The sequence below is a fragment of the Bacillus sp. AG4(2022) genome (genome assembly GCF_031844465.1).
GTDB lineage: Bacteria > Bacillota > Bacilli > Bacillales > Cytobacillaceae > Bacillus_AB > Bacillus_AB infantis.
Genome location: NZ_JAUZVH010000002.1, coordinates 264,080 through 283,931, shown reverse-complemented (window position 1 = coordinate 283,931; position 19,852 = coordinate 264,080). Strand labels below are relative to the sequence as shown.

The 19,852-nt window shown below is 46.9% G+C and carries 18 protein-coding genes, 1 other RNA gene and 1 riboswitch; of the genes, 6 read left to right on the top strand and 13 right to left on the bottom strand.

Features of this window, described 5'->3' with window-relative positions:
• Window positions 1-51 precede the first annotated feature (51 nt).
• Window positions 52-1,359 carry a nucleobase:cation symporter-2 family protein gene (locus tag Q9R36_RS06920; RefSeq protein ID WP_311224693.1) on the bottom strand — a complete coding sequence of 436 codons (1,308 nt, stop codon included), beginning with the start codon at window positions 1,357-1,359 and terminating at the stop codon, window positions 52-54.
• Window positions 1,356-1,952 (bottom strand): xanthine phosphoribosyltransferase, encoded by a 597-nt coding sequence (locus Q9R36_RS06915; protein ID WP_101550145.1) that lies wholly within the window; start codon window positions 1,950-1,952, stop codon window positions 1,356-1,358. The genes Q9R36_RS06920 and Q9R36_RS06915 overlap by 4 nt, the downstream gene beginning before the upstream one ends.
• A 121-nt stretch (window positions 1,953-2,073) precedes the next feature.
• Window positions 2,074-2,175, bottom strand: a riboswitch (purine riboswitch).
• 447 nt (window positions 2,176-2,622) lie between these two features.
• Here Q9R36_RS06915 and Q9R36_RS06910 point away from each other — a divergent pair.
• Genes Q9R36_RS06910 through Q9R36_RS06900 form a run of 3 tightly spaced genes read left to right on the top strand, consistent with a single transcriptional unit; the run spans window position 2,623 to window position 4,957 of the window.
• The gene (locus tag Q9R36_RS06910) at window positions 2,623-2,772 is read left to right on the top strand and encodes a hypothetical protein (RefSeq protein ID WP_009791219.1); all 150 of its coding nucleotides are present in this window, start codon (window positions 2,623-2,625) and stop codon (window positions 2,770-2,772) included.
• Between the two features lie 53 nt (window positions 2,773-2,825).
• Window positions 2,826-3,308 (top strand): cytochrome c oxidase subunit II, encoded by a 483-nt coding sequence (locus Q9R36_RS06905; RefSeq protein ID WP_022544115.1) that lies wholly within the window; start codon window positions 2,826-2,828, stop codon window positions 3,306-3,308.
• Window positions 3,305-4,957 (top strand): b(o/a)3-type cytochrome-c oxidase subunit 1, encoded by a 1,653-nt coding sequence (locus Q9R36_RS06900; RefSeq protein ID WP_148949151.1) that lies wholly within the window; start codon window positions 3,305-3,307, stop codon window positions 4,955-4,957. The genes Q9R36_RS06905 and Q9R36_RS06900 overlap by 4 nt, the downstream gene beginning before the upstream one ends.
• 122 nt (window positions 4,958-5,079) lie before the next feature.
• Here the strand turns inward: Q9R36_RS06900 and Q9R36_RS06895 are convergent, their stop codons facing one another.
• The gene (locus tag Q9R36_RS06895; RefSeq protein ID WP_311224692.1) at window positions 5,080-5,988 is read right to left on the bottom strand and encodes a DMT family transporter; all 909 of its coding nucleotides are present in this window, start codon (window positions 5,986-5,988) and stop codon (window positions 5,080-5,082) included.
• Between the two features lie 65 nt (window positions 5,989-6,053).
• A complete protein-coding gene (locus Q9R36_RS06890; protein ID WP_094767179.1) occupies window positions 6,054-7,586 on the bottom strand; it encodes a carboxypeptidase M32 in 1,533 nt (510 codons plus the stop codon).
• Window positions 7,587-7,688: 102 nt separating this feature from the next.
• Between Q9R36_RS06890 and Q9R36_RS06885 the strand changes: the two genes are divergently transcribed.
• The gene (locus Q9R36_RS06885) at window positions 7,689-7,817 is read left to right on the top strand and encodes a hypothetical protein (protein WP_263625765.1); all 129 of its coding nucleotides are present in this window, start codon (window positions 7,689-7,691) and stop codon (window positions 7,815-7,817) included.
• Window positions 7,818-7,992: 175 nt separating this feature from the next.
• On the opposite strand, the gene Q9R36_RS06880 is transcribed toward Q9R36_RS06885, so the two are convergent.
• The 9 genes from Q9R36_RS06880 to Q9R36_RS06840 form a co-directional block, all read right to left on the bottom strand.
• Window positions 7,993-9,915, bottom strand: coding sequence for an ATP-dependent DNA helicase (locus Q9R36_RS06880; RefSeq protein WP_224952029.1), 1,923 nt, complete (start codon window positions 9,913-9,915; stop codon window positions 7,993-7,995).
• 442 nt (window positions 9,916-10,357) lie between these two features.
• Window positions 10,358-10,525: a hypothetical protein gene (locus Q9R36_RS06875; protein WP_009791228.1), complete on the bottom strand. Its 168-nt coding sequence runs from the start codon at window positions 10,523-10,525 to the stop codon at window positions 10,358-10,360.
• Window positions 10,526-10,607: 82 nt separating this feature from the next.
• Entirely contained in the window at window positions 10,608-11,762 is a 1,155-nt protein-coding gene (locus Q9R36_RS06870; protein ID WP_101550154.1) for a THUMP domain-containing class I SAM-dependent RNA methyltransferase, read from the bottom strand.
• Between the two features lie 182 nt (window positions 11,763-11,944).
• Window positions 11,945-12,334, bottom strand: an RNA gene (gene rnpB / locus Q9R36_RS06865) — RNase P RNA component class B.
• Window positions 12,335-12,415: 81 nt separating this feature from the next.
• Window positions 12,416-12,718 (bottom strand): cell division regulator GpsB, encoded by a 303-nt coding sequence (gene gpsB / locus Q9R36_RS06860; protein WP_009791232.1) that lies wholly within the window; start codon window positions 12,716-12,718, stop codon window positions 12,416-12,418.
• 85 nt (window positions 12,719-12,803) lie between these two features.
• Window positions 12,804-13,364 (bottom strand): SLOG family protein, encoded by a 561-nt coding sequence (locus Q9R36_RS06855; protein ID WP_009791233.1) that lies wholly within the window; start codon window positions 13,362-13,364, stop codon window positions 12,804-12,806.
• 109 nt (window positions 13,365-13,473) lie between these two features.
• Entirely contained in the window at window positions 13,474-13,797 is a 324-nt protein-coding gene (locus tag Q9R36_RS06850) for a CotD family spore coat protein (RefSeq protein ID WP_022544119.1), read from the bottom strand.
• Between the two features lie 380 nt (window positions 13,798-14,177).
• A complete protein-coding gene (locus Q9R36_RS06845; RefSeq protein ID WP_009791236.1) occupies window positions 14,178-15,491 on the bottom strand; it encodes a ribonuclease H-like domain-containing protein in 1,314 nt (437 codons plus the stop codon).
• Window positions 15,475-17,778 (bottom strand): DEAD/DEAH box helicase, encoded by a 2,304-nt coding sequence (locus tag Q9R36_RS06840; RefSeq protein WP_311224691.1) that lies wholly within the window; start codon window positions 17,776-17,778, stop codon window positions 15,475-15,477. The genes Q9R36_RS06845 and Q9R36_RS06840 overlap by 17 nt, the downstream gene beginning before the upstream one ends.
• A 252-nt stretch (window positions 17,779-18,030) precedes the next feature.
• On the opposite strand from Q9R36_RS06840, the gene Q9R36_RS06835 reads away from it, so the two are divergent.
• Together Q9R36_RS06835 and Q9R36_RS06830 are read left to right on the top strand one after the other, a co-directional pair.
• The gene (locus Q9R36_RS06835) at window positions 18,031-18,933 is read left to right on the top strand and encodes an ABC transporter permease subunit (protein WP_094767174.1); all 903 of its coding nucleotides are present in this window, start codon (window positions 18,031-18,033) and stop codon (window positions 18,931-18,933) included.
• Window positions 18,930-19,847, top strand: coding sequence for a peptide ABC transporter permease (locus tag Q9R36_RS06830; RefSeq protein WP_094767173.1), 918 nt, complete (start codon window positions 18,930-18,932; stop codon window positions 19,845-19,847). The genes Q9R36_RS06835 and Q9R36_RS06830 overlap by 4 nt, the downstream gene beginning before the upstream one ends.
• Window positions 19,848-19,852: the final 5 nt, after the last annotated feature.

The following is a 19,852-nucleotide window of genomic DNA, read 5'->3' as shown; positions in this document are numbered from 1 at the left end:
TATGTTTCACAAAAAAACCATCCCCATTAAAAGCGGGATGGCTGGCTATTATTATGCTGCCTTCTCTTCAAGCTTAGAGGCCGCGGTCTTTGCTTTGGAGGTTTTTACATTAAATACAAGATTGAGTGCAATAGCCGTCAAACTTCCCGCTACAATGCCGTTATCTGTCAGGATCCTGATGCTCTCAGGCATTTCAGCGAACAGGCCTGGAACTGCTGTGACTCCAAGCCCCATTCCGACAGAGCAGGCGATGATCAGCAGATTTTCCTGTGAAGAAAAGTCCACCTGGCTGAGCATTTTGATTCCATAGGCGATGACCATCCCAAACATGGCAATCATTGCGCCGCCCAATACAGCTGATGGAATGACTGTAGTCATGGCGCCGATTTTTGGAACCAGGCCAAGGAGGACAAGGAATACGCCCGCTGTGTAAATGACATTCTTGGTTTTCACACCTGACAGCTGGAGAAGGCCGACATTCTGAGAATACGTTGTATATGGAAATGCATTGAACAGCCCGCCAAGGACAATCGCAAGCCCTTCTGCCCTGTAGCCGTTTGCCAGGTCTTTCTTATCCAGCTTCTTGCCGCAAATATCCCCCAGGGCGAAATAAACGCCTGTTGATTCAACCAGGCTGACCATCGCGATAATGATCATTGTCAGGATTGCTGCCGGTTCAAATGTCGGCATCCCGAAATAGAAAGGCTGGACCATATGGAACCATGAAGCCTCACCCACTGCCGAGAAATCTGATTTACCCATCAGGAATGCAGCGGCTGTTCCAGCAAATAGTCCTAGCAGGATTGAAACAGAGCGGATAAATCCGGTAAACAAGCGATACAAAATAATGATGAAGAATAAAGTTCCAAATGCAAGGGCCAGATTGGAAAGCGAACCATAATCGGCACTGCCTTCGCCGCCAGCCATATTATTCATGGCAACCGGGATAAGTGTGATACCAATGATGGTAACAACCGAGCCTGTTACAACCGGAGGGAAGAAACGCACAAGATTTCCGAAATATTTTCCTACCAGTATAACAAAAAGGCCCGAAACCAAAATAGATCCATAAATAGCTGTAATGCCATATTGCCCGCCAATCGCAATCATCGGGCTGACTGCGGTAAACGTACAGCCAAGCACAACCGGAAGGCCGATGCCGAAGAATTGATTGCGCCATACCTGGAGGATCGTCGCCACTCCGCACATTAAGATATCAATGGAAACAAGATATGTCAGCTCTTCTCCTGACAGCCCCAGGGCCCCGCCCACTATAAGGGGTACAATGACAGCACCTGCATACATGGCTAAAACATGCTGGAATCCCAATGAAGCTATTTTAAATGGTGAGTTTTTCATCGTGTTGATGCCTCCCTGCTATTTTCCAAGAATGTGATGCTTCCATTCCCAAGCGACTGGATCCGTGCAAGGGAAACCACTTTGACAGCTTTCTCTTCCAGCAGGCTGCGTCCTTCCTGGAAGGACTTTTCAATAACGATTCCAACGCCCGCAACTGAAGCCCCGGCCTGTCCGGCAAGTTCGATGAGCCCCAAAGCAGCCTGGCCATTGGCCAGGAAGTCGTCAATGATAAGGACCCTGTCATCAGCGCCAAGATATTTGGAAGATGCTGAAATCTCGTTGGACTCTTGCTTTGTGAAAGAATAGACACTGGCGGAAAGCAGCCCTTCTGAGAGAGTCAATGATTTTCTTTTTCTCGCGAACAGCACGGGCACCCCAAGCTCGATCCCAGCCATGACAGATGGAGCAATCCCTGACGATTCCAGCGTAAGAATCTTCGTAATAGCCTCCCCTGCAAAACGTGCTGCAAACTCTTTGCCTATTTCCTTCATCAGGAAAGGGTCGATCTGATGGTTGAGAAACGAGTCTACCTTAAGGACACTGTCAGACAGCACCCGTCCTTCTCTTTTGATTGTTTCTTCTAGTAGTTTCATCATTATCCTCCCTATGAATAGAAAAATAAAAAAGCCTGAAGGAAATCACTCACTGCAAAAAAATGAGTGAAGCAATCCCTTCAGGCTTTTATAAGGCAGGGGCAACAGCAAAAGATCCCAATGCCTCCCATTGCTCACCCATAGTCAGACTGTTAACGGCAGTCCGGTAGAAACTTGCAGGCCATATTCCCGCGATTATATGAGTGTATCGTTATGAAATTATGTTTCATTATAACACCCCAGCAAGATATTTCAATAGTTTAATAAGAGAAAAAGGTCGAATTATTTGTTTTTATTCCACTTGCATTGTTCGCTTTTAGTGATAATATGGTGCTTTTTGGCTCTTGAGAAGCACTTATACAGTCCATTTCTGAATAATCCTAAAATAGTGAATATAATCCCCTGGGGAGAGTCATTCCATTTCTCAGCCTGGGCTTATTTACTTAATGACGCATTGAGTATTTCTCCTTTTCACATAAATTTCACATTTCTATATAAGAATCCCGGTCCTTCCGGCCTGCTGCAGCAATTTTACACTATTGGCATAGTGCCAACAGAATGAATGAACACTTTGTGAAACAGGTGAAGACTGGTAGAATCCGGAGAAATTCCTTGTATGATGAACATGTAATCATTATTTATTCATCCATATTGAAAGGAGAAAAAAGCCATGGCAAACACGGAACTTGGCAGGAAAAATAAAACAAAGATCGAGGATGCTTCATCTTTAAAGGGAACCTTGGCCTCTGTGTTTATTCTGGGTTTATTTTTAATCGGAGTATGGGCAGGCGTCTATTTTTTATTTACAGATCGATTTTAATCATCAAGCATGCTATCCATTATGATTGAAATGCCTGAAGGGAGAAGAAAGCTATGCATATGCATAAATTTGAAAAAGCCTGGCTCGGGTTCGGAATCGGCTCACTGATCGTTTTCTTGACGGTTCTTGGCATCAGCGCATTCTATCTTGGCAACCAGCCCCCGAGCTGCCTGGCAACCATCAATCCGGAGAAGGTGGACCAGACGGCGCCTTTCAATGAGCCCGGCCTAAAAAAAGTGGAGGGAAAGGATTGGGATTATGAGCTGGTATTCGTTGCCTCCGCCTTTTCCTATAATCCTGGCGAAATTGAAATACCTCTTGGGGCGAAGGTGAAGATCATGGCAACGACAAAGGACGTTATCCACGGCTTTGAGGTCGCCGGCTCGAATATCAATATGATGCTGGAGCCCGGATATATCAGTGAGCATACAGCAACTTTTGATAAAGCTGGAGAGTATCTTATCTTGTGCAATGAGTACTGCGGTGCAGGACATCATATGATGACGTCAAAAATAAAGGTGGTTGAAGCATCATGAAGCAAAATCAGAATACAAAGGTTGACAGACAGGACGGGAAGCTAGCCATGGCTCATTTCTATGTAGCCTTCACAGCGCTCGCAATCGGCGGCCTTGCCGGCTTACTGCAGGTGCTCGTCCGCTCCGGCAAGTTCCAGCTGCCGGCTGGAATCGGCTATTATCAGATTCTCACTGTCCATGGAGTCGTATTGGGACTGGTACTGACAACGTTCTTCATTATGGGCTTCCAGCTTGCAGCAGTCAGCAAAACAGCCGGGACCTTGACGAAAAAGCAGCGGACGATGGGCTGGATCGGTTTTTGGCTCATGACAGCCGGAACCATGATGGCAGCCGTCATGATACTGCTGAATGAAGCAAGCGTTTTGTATACCTTTTATGCCCCGTTGCAGGCACATGCCATTTATTATCTTGGACTGACTTTCGTAGTAGTCGGCAGCTGGTTTGATGGCGCTGCGATTATCATGAAATATGCAGAGTGGCGCAGGAATAATCCCAGGCAGCCGAGTCCCCTGCTTACATTCATGAGCCTGGTAAATACCATCATGTGGATCGTCGCTACCATTGGAGTGGCCGCAACGGTGCTGATACAGCTGCTGCCATGGTCGCTTGGCCTGGTCGAGACCGTCAATGTCGGAGTCAGCCGGACGCTCTTCTGGTATTTCGGACATCCGCTCGTCTATTTTTGGCTCCTTCCTGCTTATATGGGCTGGTATGTTGTCATTCCGAAAGTAATTGGCGCAAAAATTTTTTCTGATTCACTGGCCCGGATGTCATTCATTCTATTTCTGCTATTTTCCATACCGGTCGGATTCCACCATCAGCTGATGGAGCCGGGTATCGACGCGGCATGGAAATTCCTGCAGGTAATCCTGACATTCCTGGTTGTTATCCCTTCTTTAATGACTGCCTTTTCACTGTTTGCTACATTTGAGGGATTTGGAAGATCCAAAGGGGCAACAGGCTTATTCGGCTGGCTCAAAAAACTGCCATGGGGGGATGCCCGCTTTACAGTTCCATTCATCGGGATGGTTGCCTTCATCCCTGCAGGTGCAGGAGGCATTGTTAACGCATCACACCAGATGAACCAGGTAGTCCACAACACAATCTGGGTAACCGGCCACTTCCATTTGACCGTTGCAACTGCTGTGGTCCTGACATTCTTCGGCATTTCTTACTGGCTGGTGCCGCATTTGACTGGCAGAGTCCTTACGAAAGCGATGAACCGCCTCGCCATTACACAAGGAGTGCTTTGGGCAATCGGCATGACATTCATGTCCGGGGCCATGCATGCTGCAGGATTATTGGGCGCCCCCCGCCGCTCTTCTTTTTCTGAGTACGGCGGAGCGGCACAGGCAGCTGAATGGATTCCCTATCAGGTCGCACAGGCAATTGGAGGATCCATCCTGTTCCTTGCTATCATCCTGATGCTGTATATCTTTGTAAATCTCGCATTCATGGCCCCTAAAGGCTCTGAAGAATTCCCGGTAGGCGAAACAGCGGAAAATGCCGAAAAAACGCCGCTTGTCTTTGAAAACTGGAAGCTCTGGCTCGGCATCACCGCTGCCCTCATCCTGTTTGCCTACACCATCCCGTTCATCGACCTGATCCAAAACGCACCGCCGGGATCTAAAGGGTATAAACTATGGTAATCATCTTGCCAGAAGTAAGGAACGCAGGCAAATAACGCCGCGTCCTGCGGGCCAGCTTAAGACAAGCCAAAATAATTTTCCAGACTGAAAGAAAACACTCCAGCAGCTGCTGGAGTGTTTCTTTATGCACTATTCCCTGTCTCAAGGGGTGTTCTCCCCTTTCTTTCCGGGAGGTTCACGAGGATGACGCACAGAAGGATTATGATAGAGCCGGACAGCTGCATGTAACCCAGTGATTCTGAATATAAAGCAACACCCATAAAGATGGCTACGACAGGCTCAATTGTAGCAATGACCGCTGCTTTGCTGCTTTCTGTCTTTTCTAAACCCCAGGTGTACAGAAAATAGGCCAGGACGGTCGGCAGCAGGCCTAGGCCAAGGCCAAGGAACAGAACCTCCGGCTGTAAAAACAGAGAAGCTTTTTCCCATATCCTGGTAACAGGCAGCAGAACAGCAGAGGCAGTCACGAAGGTATACAGCGTGACAGTAAACGGCTCATACTTTTGGAGCGCAAACTTCCCAAATATGCTGTAAAGCGCATAGCCAAGACCTGCTCCCAGTCCAGTTACCACCCCAATCACACTCAAACCGGAACCGCCCCCCACCCCTGCAATCAGGATGCAGCCGGCAACAGTCCCGCAAACGGCAATGATTTTCCGCCCGGTTATTTTCTCTTTCAGGAAAATATAGGACAACACTGCGACAAATGCGGGAGAAGTATACAGCAGTATGACTGCAATCGAAATATCCATCAAATTAATGCTCGTAAAATAGCACCAATTAAAAAATACAATGCTGCAAATTCCGGTGCCGGCAAACAGGCCAATATCAGAAGTCCTTTTTAAAGCCAGCCGGCCCGGGCCCAGAAAAATCCCTATCAGCAGCAAAGCCGCAGCTGCAGTTACTGCCCGGATCCCGACGATTTCCATTGAGGAAAAGCCGAACCCGGACAAGCCCCTGATAAAATAGGCAATCAGGCCCCATAAAGATGCACCGGCAGAGATTGCAAAATATGGCATCAGCTTCTTCATTGCCTCACCCTGCAGAAAAAGAGCGGCTGCACTCCGCTCTTTTTCCCTTTCTTTATTTTTTCAAATTAACGGGAGGACTCTTTTAATCGGTAAACCTTCCCGTATTTCTCATAAAGATACTCTGACAGGCAGCTGGCATTCAGCCCTTCGCCAGTAACATCTTCAAGAATCTCAAGCGGCTTCTTCAGCTTGCCGTACTGATGGACATTTTTCGTGAACCATTCCTTGACTGGCGCAAGATCCCCCTTTTCCAGAAGCTGGTCGTAATCAGGAAGATCCTTCAGCAGCGCCTGCTTTAGCTGTGCCGCGTACATATATCCGAGTGCATAGGAAGGGAAATACCCAAAGCTGCCCCCGGCCCAATGGACATCCTGAAGAACTCCTTCTGCATCATTGGATGGTCGCACTCCCAGGTATTCTTCGTATTTGCTGTTCCAGATTTCCGGAAGGTCCTTCACTTCAATTTCATCATTGAACAGTCCTTTTTCGATTTCATAGCGGACAATAACATGAAGCGGATAGGTCAGTTCGTCTGCTTCAATCCTGATCAGCGACGGTTTTGACTCATTGATGGCACGATAGAAATCTTCCAGCTCCACCCCATCAAACTGGCCATCAGCGTACTGCTTGAGCAGTCCGTAATTTTTCTTCCAGAATGACTCACTGCGCCCTACAAAATTCTCATAAAAGAGAGACTGTGATTCATGGATTCCCATTGATGTCCCTGTGCACAGCGGAGTGCCTATAAGGTCTTTGGAAATATTCTGTTCATACAGCGCATGGCCGCCTTCATGGATTGTACCGAATACAGCAGTGCGGAAGTCCTTCTCATCATATTTCGTTGTCACCCTGACATCCCCTGGATTCAAGCCGGTCGCAAATGGATGTACCGTTTCATCAAGTCTTCCTGCATCAAAGTTATAGCCCATCTGCTTCAGGATTTCCAAGCTGAAATCACGCTGCTTCTCCTTTGGGAAATTTTCATACAAAAAGCTGGTATCCGGCTTTGAATCTGATTCGGATATGCTCTTGACGAGAGGCACGATTTTGCTTCTGAGCTCGCCAAAGACTTCATCCAGCACATCGACTGTCACACCCGGCTCATACAAATCCAGGAGTGTGTTGTATTTATTGCCTTCATAGCCCCAATACTGGATAAAGCGCTTATTGGCTTCCACAAGCTTTTCCAGATACGGCTGGAAAAGCGTGAAATCCGATTTGTCTTTAGCCTCTTCCCATACACTTTCAGCCTTTGACTGCAGGATAACGTATTCCTTATACTCCTCAGCCGGAATCTTCTTATTCCGGTCATATTCTTTCTTGCTTTCTTCAAGAACCTTCACAGTAATTGCATCAAGTGATGCAGCCGCTTCTTCTCCTGAAAGCTTTGCTATGTATGCAGCCATTTCCTCGGAAGTGGACATCTTGAACACTTCTGAAGAAAGCATGCCAATTACTTCAGTGCGCTGGTCTACCCCCTGCTTGGGAGCGCCCGTACGGAGATCCCAGTATATTAATGACAGAGCCTCATTATAAGCGCCCATCTTTTTAACAAAATCAAGAAAGTCTTTTTCAGTTTTTTTCAATGCTTCGTTCATGCTGGCATCCCCCTAAAAATCATTTGCAACATATATTTTATCACATTTTTCTGAATAAAACGCTAGAATAGAACTGCAAATCACCTAAAAACAGGAGGAAGAATGATGAGGGAACCTGCCGGAACCTGCATACAATGCGGGAAAACGATTTATTGCCTGGACGGATTTTTCAACGGAATCATAACGGATGACAAGAAAACGATCTGCTTTGAATGCAGTGAAGAAGGCTGAAGGAATAGATCTCTCTTTATGGTTGTGCCGTTAGTTTGCATGCTGATCCCTGCTTGAAAAACGGGAATACAAACCTGCAGCGAATGAGGACCAAGTAAAATTTATTCTCCCTGTCGGTCCCCTTCAATGGATGCAAAAAGCCCCTCCCTCTGCCAAGAGGGGGGGGATCAAAACCTTATTTAACAGGTGTAACAGGCAGCACAGCTTCAACAGACTCAAGCACAGAAACATCTTCTTCTCTGCTGGTCAGGATGTGTACTGTTCCTCTGTCCTCATGGCTCCTGATAAGCCTGCCGATTCCCTGGCGGAGCCTGAGGAGCATGTATGGCATGTCGATTTCCCGGAACGAATCTTCCGCGCTTTCACGCTTGGCATCAAACACCGGATCATGCGGAGGGAACGGGAGTGAGAAAATGATTACATTTTCGAGTGATCTGCCAGGTATATCTAAGCCCTCCCAAAGATTTGTAGAGCAAAGGACCGCTTCTTCTTCGTTCTGGAATTTTGAGACGAGCGTACTGATTTCAGCCTCTCCTTCAAAATAGACAGGGAATTCCGTCTTGCCCTGAGCATAGTCCCTAAAAAGGTTCAGTTCTCTCTGATCTGTAAAGAGCACAAGGCCTCTGCCTCCAGATTTCTTAAGCTGTTCCAGAGTATATTCCATTTTGCCGGTGATATCTTCTTCACTGTATTCAGGCATATGAATGGCCATTTTCTCTTCATAGCTGAAAGGTGATGCTACAGTGAATGATAAATAGTCGTCGATGCCAAGGCTCGTGGCCATATAATCAAAGGAGCCTTTTTCCGATAATGTGGCGGAAGAAAAGATAAATGGCTTCTTTTGGGAAAACACCTCATCCCTCATGATTTCCTCTACCATTCTAGGCATGATGACAAGGGTCCGTTCACCATTATGTTCTTCAAACCAATTGATTCCTCCCTTATCTTTCATGAAAAGGGAGAGCGAGAATGATATTTGCTCAAGATATTCTTCAACAACCTTGAGGTCATATTCATTTATAACATACATTTCGCTTTCAAAGACAAGCTCCTCTTCCAGCGAGCCGATCATTTCAAGCAGGAGCTTTCCTTCTTTCAGAACAGCCGGCCCTTTGGCAATCTGCTGTTTCTCAGAGTCCGTCCGGCTGCCGGCAGCAGCTGAAAGGGCATGGAAGAAGGTCTCATTCTGGACGATGGTGTCTTCAATCAGATTCAAAGTTTTTTCCCTTACGTCATTTGCCATCAGGCGGGTAAGGAGCGATTCAAGAATCTGCTCGGTCAGCCTGTATGTCAAGGCTTTCTGGCTGGCATACTCAAGCAGATGCCCTTCATCGAATACAACCGTGCAGGATTCAGGCAGCAGGGGCAGCTGGCCTTCCCTTTTGCGGGATTCTTTTGTCCAGATATGCTCCATATAGAAGTCATGCGAGCAGATGATCAGGTCCTGGCTGTTCCGGTAATAATCCCTGTGAAGTGTCTGGCCGCACCGGTGCCTTTTCTCACATGTAAAGCAATCCTGAAGGGAATCCCATGATACACCGGTCCATTCGCTGTCTGTCAGCTCAGGATAATCTTTCCTGTCTCCGTATCTTTCGAAATTCTGCAGCGATCCTACGCTGTGGGTAAAGGACGGAAGCTGGTCATAAATGTTTCCATATGCCTCATAGTCCTGTTCCGCTACAGCCTTGTCCAGCTTGTTCAAGCAAAGATATTGATCCCTTGACTTAGCCAGGCGTACATCAATATTCAATCCAAGCGCCTTTTCCAGCTTCGCAATATCACCTTCTTTTTTTACAAGCTGCTCGATGAGAGTTTCATCGGCACAGGCGATGATGGCCGGCTTATTCGTATATCTCGCGTAGCAGATGGAATACAGGAGATAGACAAGCGTTTTTCCTGTTCCGACACCAGCTTCAGCAAAGATTGTCTTTTTCTCCTTGAAGGCATTTTCCAGCTGGAAAGCCATATAGATCTGTTCGTCTCTTAATTCAAAACCGGCTTCAGGGAGCAGATCATAGAAAACATCCCCGATCCAGTCGCCAAGCTTTTCAAAAAATGATTCTGTTTTTGCTACTGCAAAGGGCAATTGGTTTTGCATGTAATCCTCCTATATCCAGAAGCGTCCCGGGGGCTTCCTGTATCTTTGGAAAATGGCGGGGGACCGGACATCGGCCTGTGAGCCTCGTCCGCCTATAGCGGAAAAACTCCTGAACTTGCAGGCGTTCCTGCGATTTCTCAGCATAAAAAAGTATAACCGCCTGTCAGAGGCGGTAATTTTCAATATTATTTATGGCCATGGAAGCACGGCCCTTCACTTTTAGCTGCCATAAGCAGCATCTTCGAACTCCAAACCAGGAGGCCAAGAATCATTTTATACTATTTTTTCAACTAGTCAAGCTCAAGGGGCCGGGAGCACTATGGGATGAATCAGGAATTCGTCAGTACAGGCTGTACATTTATCATCTTGAACGGCAAAAAACCGGCGCTCCCTTCGAGGAGGCCAGCCTTGTGCCTGGTTATTGCCGGACACCGGGCAGGATTTACTGCTGCCTGCCGGAAAGGGAAAAGGACAGGGCCTGCCGGAGCTCATGCTGGGCACTTTTCAGTTCATCCAGCACCTGATCGGCAGGCGTTTCTTTTACCAGCATTTCCATCGAGTAGTCAAGCGCCTGAGAAATTCTATTGAAATCAAGAGTCCTGTAATCCATTGGCTCTCCTCCTGTAAATAAAACTAGCCCATCTAATCCAAAACCGATAGAGTATTGCTAGTTTATTCAATAAGAGAACCCTTTATTCCTCTTTCTGCCTGTTTTCTCTTGGCGGACGCTTGCCCCAGTATTGATAGAGGTCTGTTCGGATGAAACCATTGAACAGCTTCCTTTTCTTGGTTGCCTGGCGCCCGAAATGCTGTTCAAAGTCCTCATCGGAAGTAAGCATATAAATCGACCATGTATCCAGCCCTGAGAGCGCTTCTCCCATTTCACGGTACATTTTCTGTACAGCCCCTTTTTCCCCAAGCCTCTCGCCATATGGAGGGTTGCCGACAATCACACCATATTCTTTATTGGAGGTAAAGTCCCTCACCTGCATCTGCTTGAATTGGATCATGTCCCCCAGGCCTGCTTCAAATGCATTTTCCTGGGCAATTTTCACCATCCTGTGATCAATATCAGATCCAGTGATATCTAATGGCTGATCATAGTCTGCCAAATCCTCAGCTTCATTTCTGGCTTCATCCCATACCTTTTCCGGCATCCAGCCCCACTTCTCAGAGGTAAATTCCCGGTTAAAGCCCGGGGCAATATTCTGCCCGATCAAGGCCGCCTCGATCGGGATGGTCCCTGATCCGCAGAAAGGATCTGCAAATGGCTTGTCCGGTGTCCAGTTCGTCAGCTGGACGAGCGCAGCAGCCAGGGTTTCCTTCAGCGGAGCTTCTCCCTGTCCTGCCCGGTATCCCCGTTTATGAAGGCCGCTTCCGCTGGCATCCAGAGTCAGGGTTGCTGTATCTTTCAGCATAGAGATTTCAATGCGGCATAATGGACCCGTTTCATCAAACCAGCCTGTTTTTTTATACTTTGTCCTCAGCTTCTCGACAATCGCCTTTTTGACGATTGCCTGGCAGTCGGAAACACTGAACAGCTTTGATTTGACAGACTTGCCGATTACCGGGAACTCAGCATCTTCTGCAATATACTGTTCCCATGGAAGGCTTTTTGTTTTTTCAAACAGCTCATCGAAAGTATAAGCTTTAAATTCGCCGATTTTGATTTTGATCCGGTCTGCCGTTCTCAGCCATAAATTGCTTCTCGCTATAGCTGTCTCATCCCCTGTGTATTCAACTCTTCCGTTTTCCACCTGGCATTCATAGCCAAGTGCCCGCACTTCCTTTGCAACGAGCGCTTCAAGCCCCATTGCCGCTGTTGCGATGATTTGGTATTTTCCCATGTAAGACATCCTTTCCAGTAGGTCTTCCCTTCATTATTGCCGGCCAGCGGTCCGCTTCATCCATGATAGCCTGAAGAAGTTTCCGCGTGCAAGTGTTCCCCATGAGGGTTTTGGTATGTATTAAAAAAGCCCTCCTGCAAAAGGAGAGCTTTACCATTTCAAAAATCATCTCACTAATAACGTTCTGTAAGCCATGTTTTGTTCCTTTGTACTGCAATCGACCTGAGTCTCGTACTAAGGCGGCAATCATCTATCTACAGATATAAAGATCTGTCCTTCTCCTTGTTCATTTCCTCAGAGAAAGTGCCCCTACCATTATTTGGGTTTCTCGCTCGCGGGGTTTACCTCGTTCCACCCTTCCCATTTCTGGAAAGGCTCCGTCACTGTGGCACTTTCAAGGTATTCATGCCATATCCCGAAGGACTTAGGCATTTTCCCTGCCGTCAGCCGCGCAATCGCCCGGCTGCCCTGGCTTATGACTTCGCCAGGCACGAACACTACGGACATCTCAGTCCGTGCGAGCATGGACTTTCCTCTGCAGCAGCAAGCTGCCGCAGCGATTACCCGAACGTTATTAATGACTACAAATGATATTATATGCAATCTGGCTTCCAATAGCAATGGTTTTAAAAAGGAAAATCAGTTAAAAGCTGTTATTCATAAAGTTTGCTGCCAAACACATGCTTTTCCAGGTTGGAAAGGCGCTTTAAGATATCAAAGTTCGTTGTTCCGGCAGTCTGGGTGCTTGCAGGCCTTCTAGAGGCTTCATCAAGCTGTTTCTTCAGGCGCAGGTTTTCCTGCTGCAGATCTTCAATTTCCTGGTGGAAGGTTTCATAATCCTTGATGATCAGATCCAGGAACTTATCGACATCTTCAGGCTTGTACCCCCGCATCCCTGCCTTGAATTCTTTTTCCAAAATGTCTTTTGCTGTTAACTTAACTTTATCGGATAGCATCACATTCACCTCAGTCTATCGCTGAATAATCTTAATATATTTTTTCAAAAATATGTACTTTTGTCAATTTATCTTTGGAACTAAATTAAAATTCCTGGTTCTTCAGCTGCTCTTCTTCAACAATCAGCTGAAGATCATAAAAGGAAATCATCCTGATTTCATAAGGATTCTTTTCCTGATAGCTTTTAGCTGTTTCATAAATGAATTTTGGCGTTCCTTCCTTTTCCGTATCATAGACAAGAAGAAGCACATCGCTTTTTTCGATAAGGAATTGATTCTTCAGCCTGAACTGCCAGGGCTTTTCGTAAGGCTTCCTTGTTACTGAATCTACAAAATCGGCCTGGGAAATCACAGATTCATACCACTCTTTATTGGAATCGCTCCAGTTCTGCTCCTGGTCAAGGAAAGGTGTGATGACGGCCAGCTTAAGATCAGGATATTCATCGAGCTGCAGCTGAAAGACCTCCTCAGCAGCCCATAACTCTGCGCCCGGCTGCCCGCTGATGATCACCCATTCAAGCCCTTCGTCAAGCATACCGAGCAGGCTCTTCCTGATAGCAGCCCTTATGAAAGCTGCTGCAGGGTCATTTCGTTTGAAAATTCCCAACTCGTGGGGTTTATAGCCTGAGACAACCGCTGTTTTCATTTGGGCTGCTCCTTTCTATGTAAAAATAATATGCGATTTATGGAAAAAATTGAGCAGGGGCCTGTATACAGGCCCCTGCCTTGGTAATGCACCTTAATATGGCAGGTTATTATCTTCCGAAGCCAGGGCCGCCAAAGCCTGGGCCTCCGAACCCAGGTCCGCCGAAGCCGCCTGCTCCAGGGCCGCCGAAGCCAGGTCCTCCAAATCCAGGGGCCGGTCCAGGGCCTGCGACAAACTGCTGGTTTGTCACTTCATTTACAACTGATTGTGTTTGTGGGAAGTAATGCTGATGCTGAAAATTAATGTGGTTGACTGTCGTAGTGTGTGTAGGATGGATATGAGGCACCACATTATTCTGGAAAGTATGATTTACACAGCATTTTGTCGGATGGACAACTGCCGGGCAAATATTCGGTCTTGGTCCGCAATGCATAATTAAGATCTCCTTTCATTCTGTTATATTTACACTAACAAGTTATGATGAAAGGGGGAATCTTGTACTAAGGAAAACACCTAATTTTATGCATTTGCCGGGTTTTTTTCGCTACAGCATAACATAAAAACTGTCCTTCATGCTGGAAAAAATAATGACTGTCAGACAGATGACAACAAAAAACAGGAACAATATCGCTTTATACATCCAAACCAGCCTCACTCTTTTTATTCACTGTATGTAGCATACAACATTCAATTTTACAGCTTCAATGAGGTACAGACAACTAATAAATAATGGTTTTTACACATAGAAATATTAAAGTTTTGTTACAGCGGGCAAAGCGGATTTTCTGGGTACAAAAAAACGCAGCCAGGGTGTTATTTTCCTGATGCTGCGCTTTTTATACCGGCAGAAGCGGTATCATTCCGGGACTGTTCTTTTTCCAGCTTAGCATAGAGTCTCCGGATCCTCTTATCTGTTTCCGGTTTGAGCTTATCTGAGGTACCTGGTGCAGGAACGGCTTCCAGCGCCTTTCTCGCTTTTTCAGCATAATGGACTGCGCGCGCAAGGTCTTTGCTGCGATGCTCAAAATATTTTGCCAGTTCAATGGAGGATTCAGCCGTAATTTTCGGATCTGCCTCCGAATCGGCGCATTCCTGCCACAGGGCTGCCGCCTGTTCCCAGTCCTTCAGTTTCTTGTGTTCAAAGGCGAGTGCATTCCTGGCCTTCACTGACTCTTCATTCTCTGTCTGTGCTGCCTGCACAAAGGCTGCTTTTGCAGAAGAAGTGTTGCCGAGAGAAGAAAACCACCGCCCTACTTCATAGGTTTCCGCAGCGGTCCGGCTGCCGTCCAGCCCAAGGAGCTGATAGGAAAGATGTGTGTACAGCGTTATGAGCGACAGGATATCGATTTCATTATGCTTCAGGATTCCGAGCATGCCTTCGGGGTTCTTTGTCTGCACGTAATCAAAATAGATCATCGGTGCAAGGAAGCCTGGTATATCATCTTTCCGCTCAACGCCAAGCACTTCCTTCTCAACGATGGAAAGCTTCAGCCTCTCAAGCCTGTGCTTCCAGATCCTTCGGGATGCGTGGTAAAGATCGAAATGCCCGAAAGGCGGAAGCTTGGGCACCTGTTCCCTGATAAGGGTATGCCTTGTCTTCACCTGCGGCCAGTCAAAAGCTTTGCCATTATAGGTGACCATGGTTGTATAATCCACGCTGTCCAGGAAGCTCTTATAAAGCGGCACCTCTGCACCGGGATGGGGAAGGATATGCTGTTTGAGCTTCACACCATCACGCGTCACACTGGCATGCCCCAGCAGGAAAATCGTGTTTCCGGTGCCGCCGCCAAGACCCGTTGTTTCTGTATCAAAGAAGAACAGCTCATCAGGCTGATGCCCGGCAGAGGAAAGCGGATGGGATACATCCCCGCTGTTCCAGGCATTCACTGCAGCCGCAAAATCAGAGAACCGGTAATTACCATGCTTCCAGTCTAGCGGATATTCCTTTTCCCTGACGAGGCAGAAGCTGTCCTCAAAATGGAATGGAAAAACCCCGTTTTCCTTCCATAGGTCATGAAGCATAAATTCCTGAGTAGCTTCTTCTGCCCTGACAGGCTTAGCCGGTTCACTCCCCTGTTCTTTTGAGAGATGAGGCTTTAATCGGTTCAGCTTATTTTTGAGGCTCATACCGCTCCCCCTCCATAGCCGTTTTTCTGAATAATGCCAAAAGCTTCAAGACATCGCTTTTGGCCGTATTCATAGCTGAATCAGTGCCAATGCACGATGGACAGCCGTTCTCGCAGGAGCAGCCTGCTACCATGCCTTCAGCCTTCTGTATGACCGTTTCAATCCCATCATAGAGCTTTTCGCTCAGACCTATGCCTCCCGGGTAGCGGTCATAAAAGAAGATGGTCGGCTTCTCATTATGCGCAGCCTTTACCTGCGGTACAACGAAAATATCCTGCGGATCGCACATGACAAACAGCGGGGCAATATGCTTGAGTGCATGTGCGGTCCCGATCAATCCTTCTTCAATCCGGTCTTCATCAAATTGGATCTGCTCCTTGCCGATGGATATCCACGCCGAGTTTGTATGCAGCTCTTCCTGCGGCAGGTGGATCGGCCCGGAACCGATGTTTTCATGTGTTTCAAACTTGATCTTCTTGAATATCGTTGCCATGGCCAGCACGCTCACATCGCCATATCCGATTTCCATTTCACCGCGTGACCTGTTTTTATCTTCTTCAAGCACTTTCAGCTCAACGGCAAGATTGGCATCTGTGAAATAATCCACATCAACCTCCCTCACATACGCTTTCTTTTCATCCCAATCCAAATACTCAACCTGGAACTGGGTGCCCTGATGGAGGTAAATGGCTTCATCATGCAGGAGCGTCATCGCAGAGAAACGGTCCATTTCACCTATCACCTTCACGTTTGCAATGTCGGACTGGTCAATGATGATGACATTTTCCTGTGATGCAGACCGGAGGCTGATATTGTGGGCAGGAAAAGAATCGTTCATCCAATGCCATTTATCGCCGTTTTGGTAAAGCACCCTTTCTTCTGTCAGATATTCAAGAAGTTCCTCCGTATCGGCAGTACCGAATTTCTCCCCATACTTAAATGGCAGCTCATAGGCGGCACACTTCATATGGTCGATTAAAATGATGAGGTTGTCAGGATTGATCCTGGCCGTTTCCGGGCTTTTATTGAAAAAATAGTCCGGGTTCTGAATGACGTACTGGTCCAGGGGGCTGGAGCTGGCAACAAGGATGACGAGAGACTCGCCATGCCTCCGCCCTGCCCGTCCCGCCTGCTGCCACGAGCTTGCGATTGATCCCGGATAACCCGTCATGATGCATACCTGAAGCTGGCCGATATCCACGCCAAGCTCCAATGCATTTGTACTGACGACCCCGTAGATTTCACCCGCACGCAAACCCTTTTCAATCGCCCTTCTCTCTGTCGGCAGATAGCCTCCCCGGTAGCCTCTGATGGCTTTCGGCCCCAGCTGATGCTTGACCAGCTCCTGGAGGTAGGTGAGCAGGATTTCGACTCTGACACGGCTCCTGGCAAATACAATAGTCTGGATGCGGTTTTTCAAAAGCCTCCCGGCCAGCTTCCTTGCTTCAAGCGTGGCGCTTCGCCGAATATTCATCGGTATATTGACAATCGGCGGGTTATAGAACAAGAAGTGCTTCCTTCCGCTTGGCGCCCCGTTATTGTCTATCAGCTCCATTTTCTTTTCCGTCAGGTTTTCAGCAAGCTCAAGCGGATTGGCAATGGTTGCCGATGTGCAGATGAAGAGCGGGTCGCTCCCGTAGAAACGGCAGATGCGCCTGAGGCGGCGGATCACGTTTGCCACATGGCTGCCGAAGACGCCTCTGTAAATATGAACCTCGTCAATGACAACATATTTGAGGTTTTCAAAAAGAGAAACCCATTTGGTATGATGGGGAAGGATCGCCGAATGCAGCATATCAGGGTTCGTTATGACAACATGGCCTGCTTTCCTAACTTTTTCCCTTATATTAGCCGGAGTGTCGCCATCATACGTGTAGCTGTTGACAGGGAGCTCCGCTTCCTGGATCAATTCATTTATTTCACTCTTCTGGTCCTGGGCCAGTGCTTTGGTAGGGAATATATACAACGCCCTCGCCTTCGGATCGCTGATGGCCGTCTGGAGGACGGGAAGATTGTAGCATAGTGTTTTTCCAGATGCAGTTGGAGTAACAGCCACAAGGCTTTTTCCTTCAGAAGCAGCCGCATAGGCAGACCTCTGGTGTGTATAAAGACGGCTGATGCCCCGCTTTTCCAAAGCATTTCTCAAGGATGGATGTATATCCTCCGGCAGATCCTCTGTTTTTGCTTCTTTTTCTTCAATTGTATGCCAATGGACAATATTATCCTTGAACTCTTCGGTCATCTTTAAATCTTTTAATATCTCCTGGAGATTTTTCCTGAGCTTCATTTTCCGTTCACCTCATACACCCATTCTACCGAATAAACGTTCGTTCAAAAAGGATTTTCTTTTGTTTTCCTGTTGGATTTATCTGGAACGGAACCAAACAGCCCGAATTTAAGATTATCAGATTTTTCCAAAAGTAAATTGACTGAAGGTATAAAATTTGCGACAATTCAGATATATTTTTTTGAAAGCGGCTCTTTGGCCGCGGTTAACCTATTTTAACAGATATATAGAAGAATGGGGGTCAATCGTTTTATGCTGTTACTTAAAAAACTGTTCATTTTTCTCCTTGTGCTGGCGAGCTTTCTATTGATTCTGCTGCTGCCAAGAGAACCGGTCATCCATCAGCCTTCCGCATTTCACATTGAAATGGATTATCCTTTCAGTGCAGAAGCCTACAAAAATAAGATTCAATCCTTCTTTCAATTTATCCAGAAGGAAAACGGATTTGGCGAGAGCCGGACTGGAAGGAAGGTGTCCGAAGAAACCATCCTTTATATGAAAAGAAGCCTCGGAATCATTCTTCCTGCTTTCTTTATCAGCATGGCAGCTGGAATACTGGCAGGAATTGCAAAGTTTTCGATGCGCCTCCGTATGCGGGGTAAAATTCAGGAAGCCTTGTCCTGGCTGTTTTCATCGGTTCCGGATTTTTTTCTGTATATGAGCCTGCAGTATATATTGATCAAGCTGATTCAATGGGGATTTCCGCAGATTACACTATACGGCCATGAGCATTGGTACAGTTTTCTTCTCCCAATGATCTCACTGACACTTTTCCCTTTCATTCATATGGTCAATTTTACCGCTGCTGCGATGGACAAGGAAAGCGGGGAAGATTATATCCGGACAGCCTACTCAAAAGGGCTGGGAAAGAAAAAGATTTATCTGCATATCCTTTTTAACTGTGCCGGGACACTTCTCAATCAGGCGCAGTTCATTATGCTGTATATCTTATCGAGCCTGCCGATCGTGGAGAAGTTATCCGGCTACGAGGGAGCAGGAAACAATCTGCTTAAAAGCATCCTGAATTATAATGATGTTTCTTCTTTTGCGCTGATGCTTCCATTCCTGGTGCTGATGTTTTTAACCATACTGGCCTCTCAATCAGCTAAATATCTCTTTATGCCAAAAAGGGCAGGGGGAAGTGAACTGATATGAACAGAAAATTTCAGTGGAAAAAATATAGTGTATTTATTATAAGCCTGGTTTGTCTCGGGATCCTGGCATTTATTGCTTTCATCGGCCCTTTCCTCCCTTTTATAGACCGGGAGCTGTCCACAATCACTTATATTATGGATGAGAACCGCAAGCCTGTCATCCCGCCATACGGGCCAAATGAAGACTTCCCGCTCGGAACGGACAAATCGGGCAGGGATCTGCTGAGCATCATTGTGCTTGGCGCCAAGGAAACGCTTCTCCTTGTGATTGTCATTACAGCCCTCAGATATGCATTGGCGATTCCCTTTGCTTTCCTGGCGCATAAAAAGGTGCTGGCGGCCGATTCTGTCCTGAAATGGCTGAATGGCTTCCTATCTTATATCCCGACCATCATCATTGTCATACTGGTCGTTAATCTGCCGCCTTTATTGTTTGCAAAAGACCGGCCTTTCTGGCTGATCCTTGTGGTTGCCCTTTCTGAAGCAGCCAGGGCTGCCGACATGATCAAATTGGAATTCGATGAAGTATCATCAAAAGAGTTCATTACAGGGGGAATAGCAGCGGGAACCACTCCCTTTGCCATGTTCAAACGATATTATATGCCTTTTCTGTATGGGAAAATCCTGGTCTATATGATCTCAGATCTGGGAAAAGTAATGTTCCTCCTGGGACAGCTAGGCTTTGTCGGCATCTTCATTTCCCAGCAGTTTGTCCAGACGCCAACAGGGCTATGGGAATTTGTCAACACATCCATCTCCTGGCCGATGCTTCTAAAAGATGCGTTTATCGACATCCGGGGCCCGATCTGGATTCCATTCTTTGCAGCCTTGTTCATGACTTTTTCTATATTCACCTTCAATCTCCTTTCCCAGGGGATCAAAAATATTTTTGCGCGGAAAATCAGGTATCTATAAGTAAG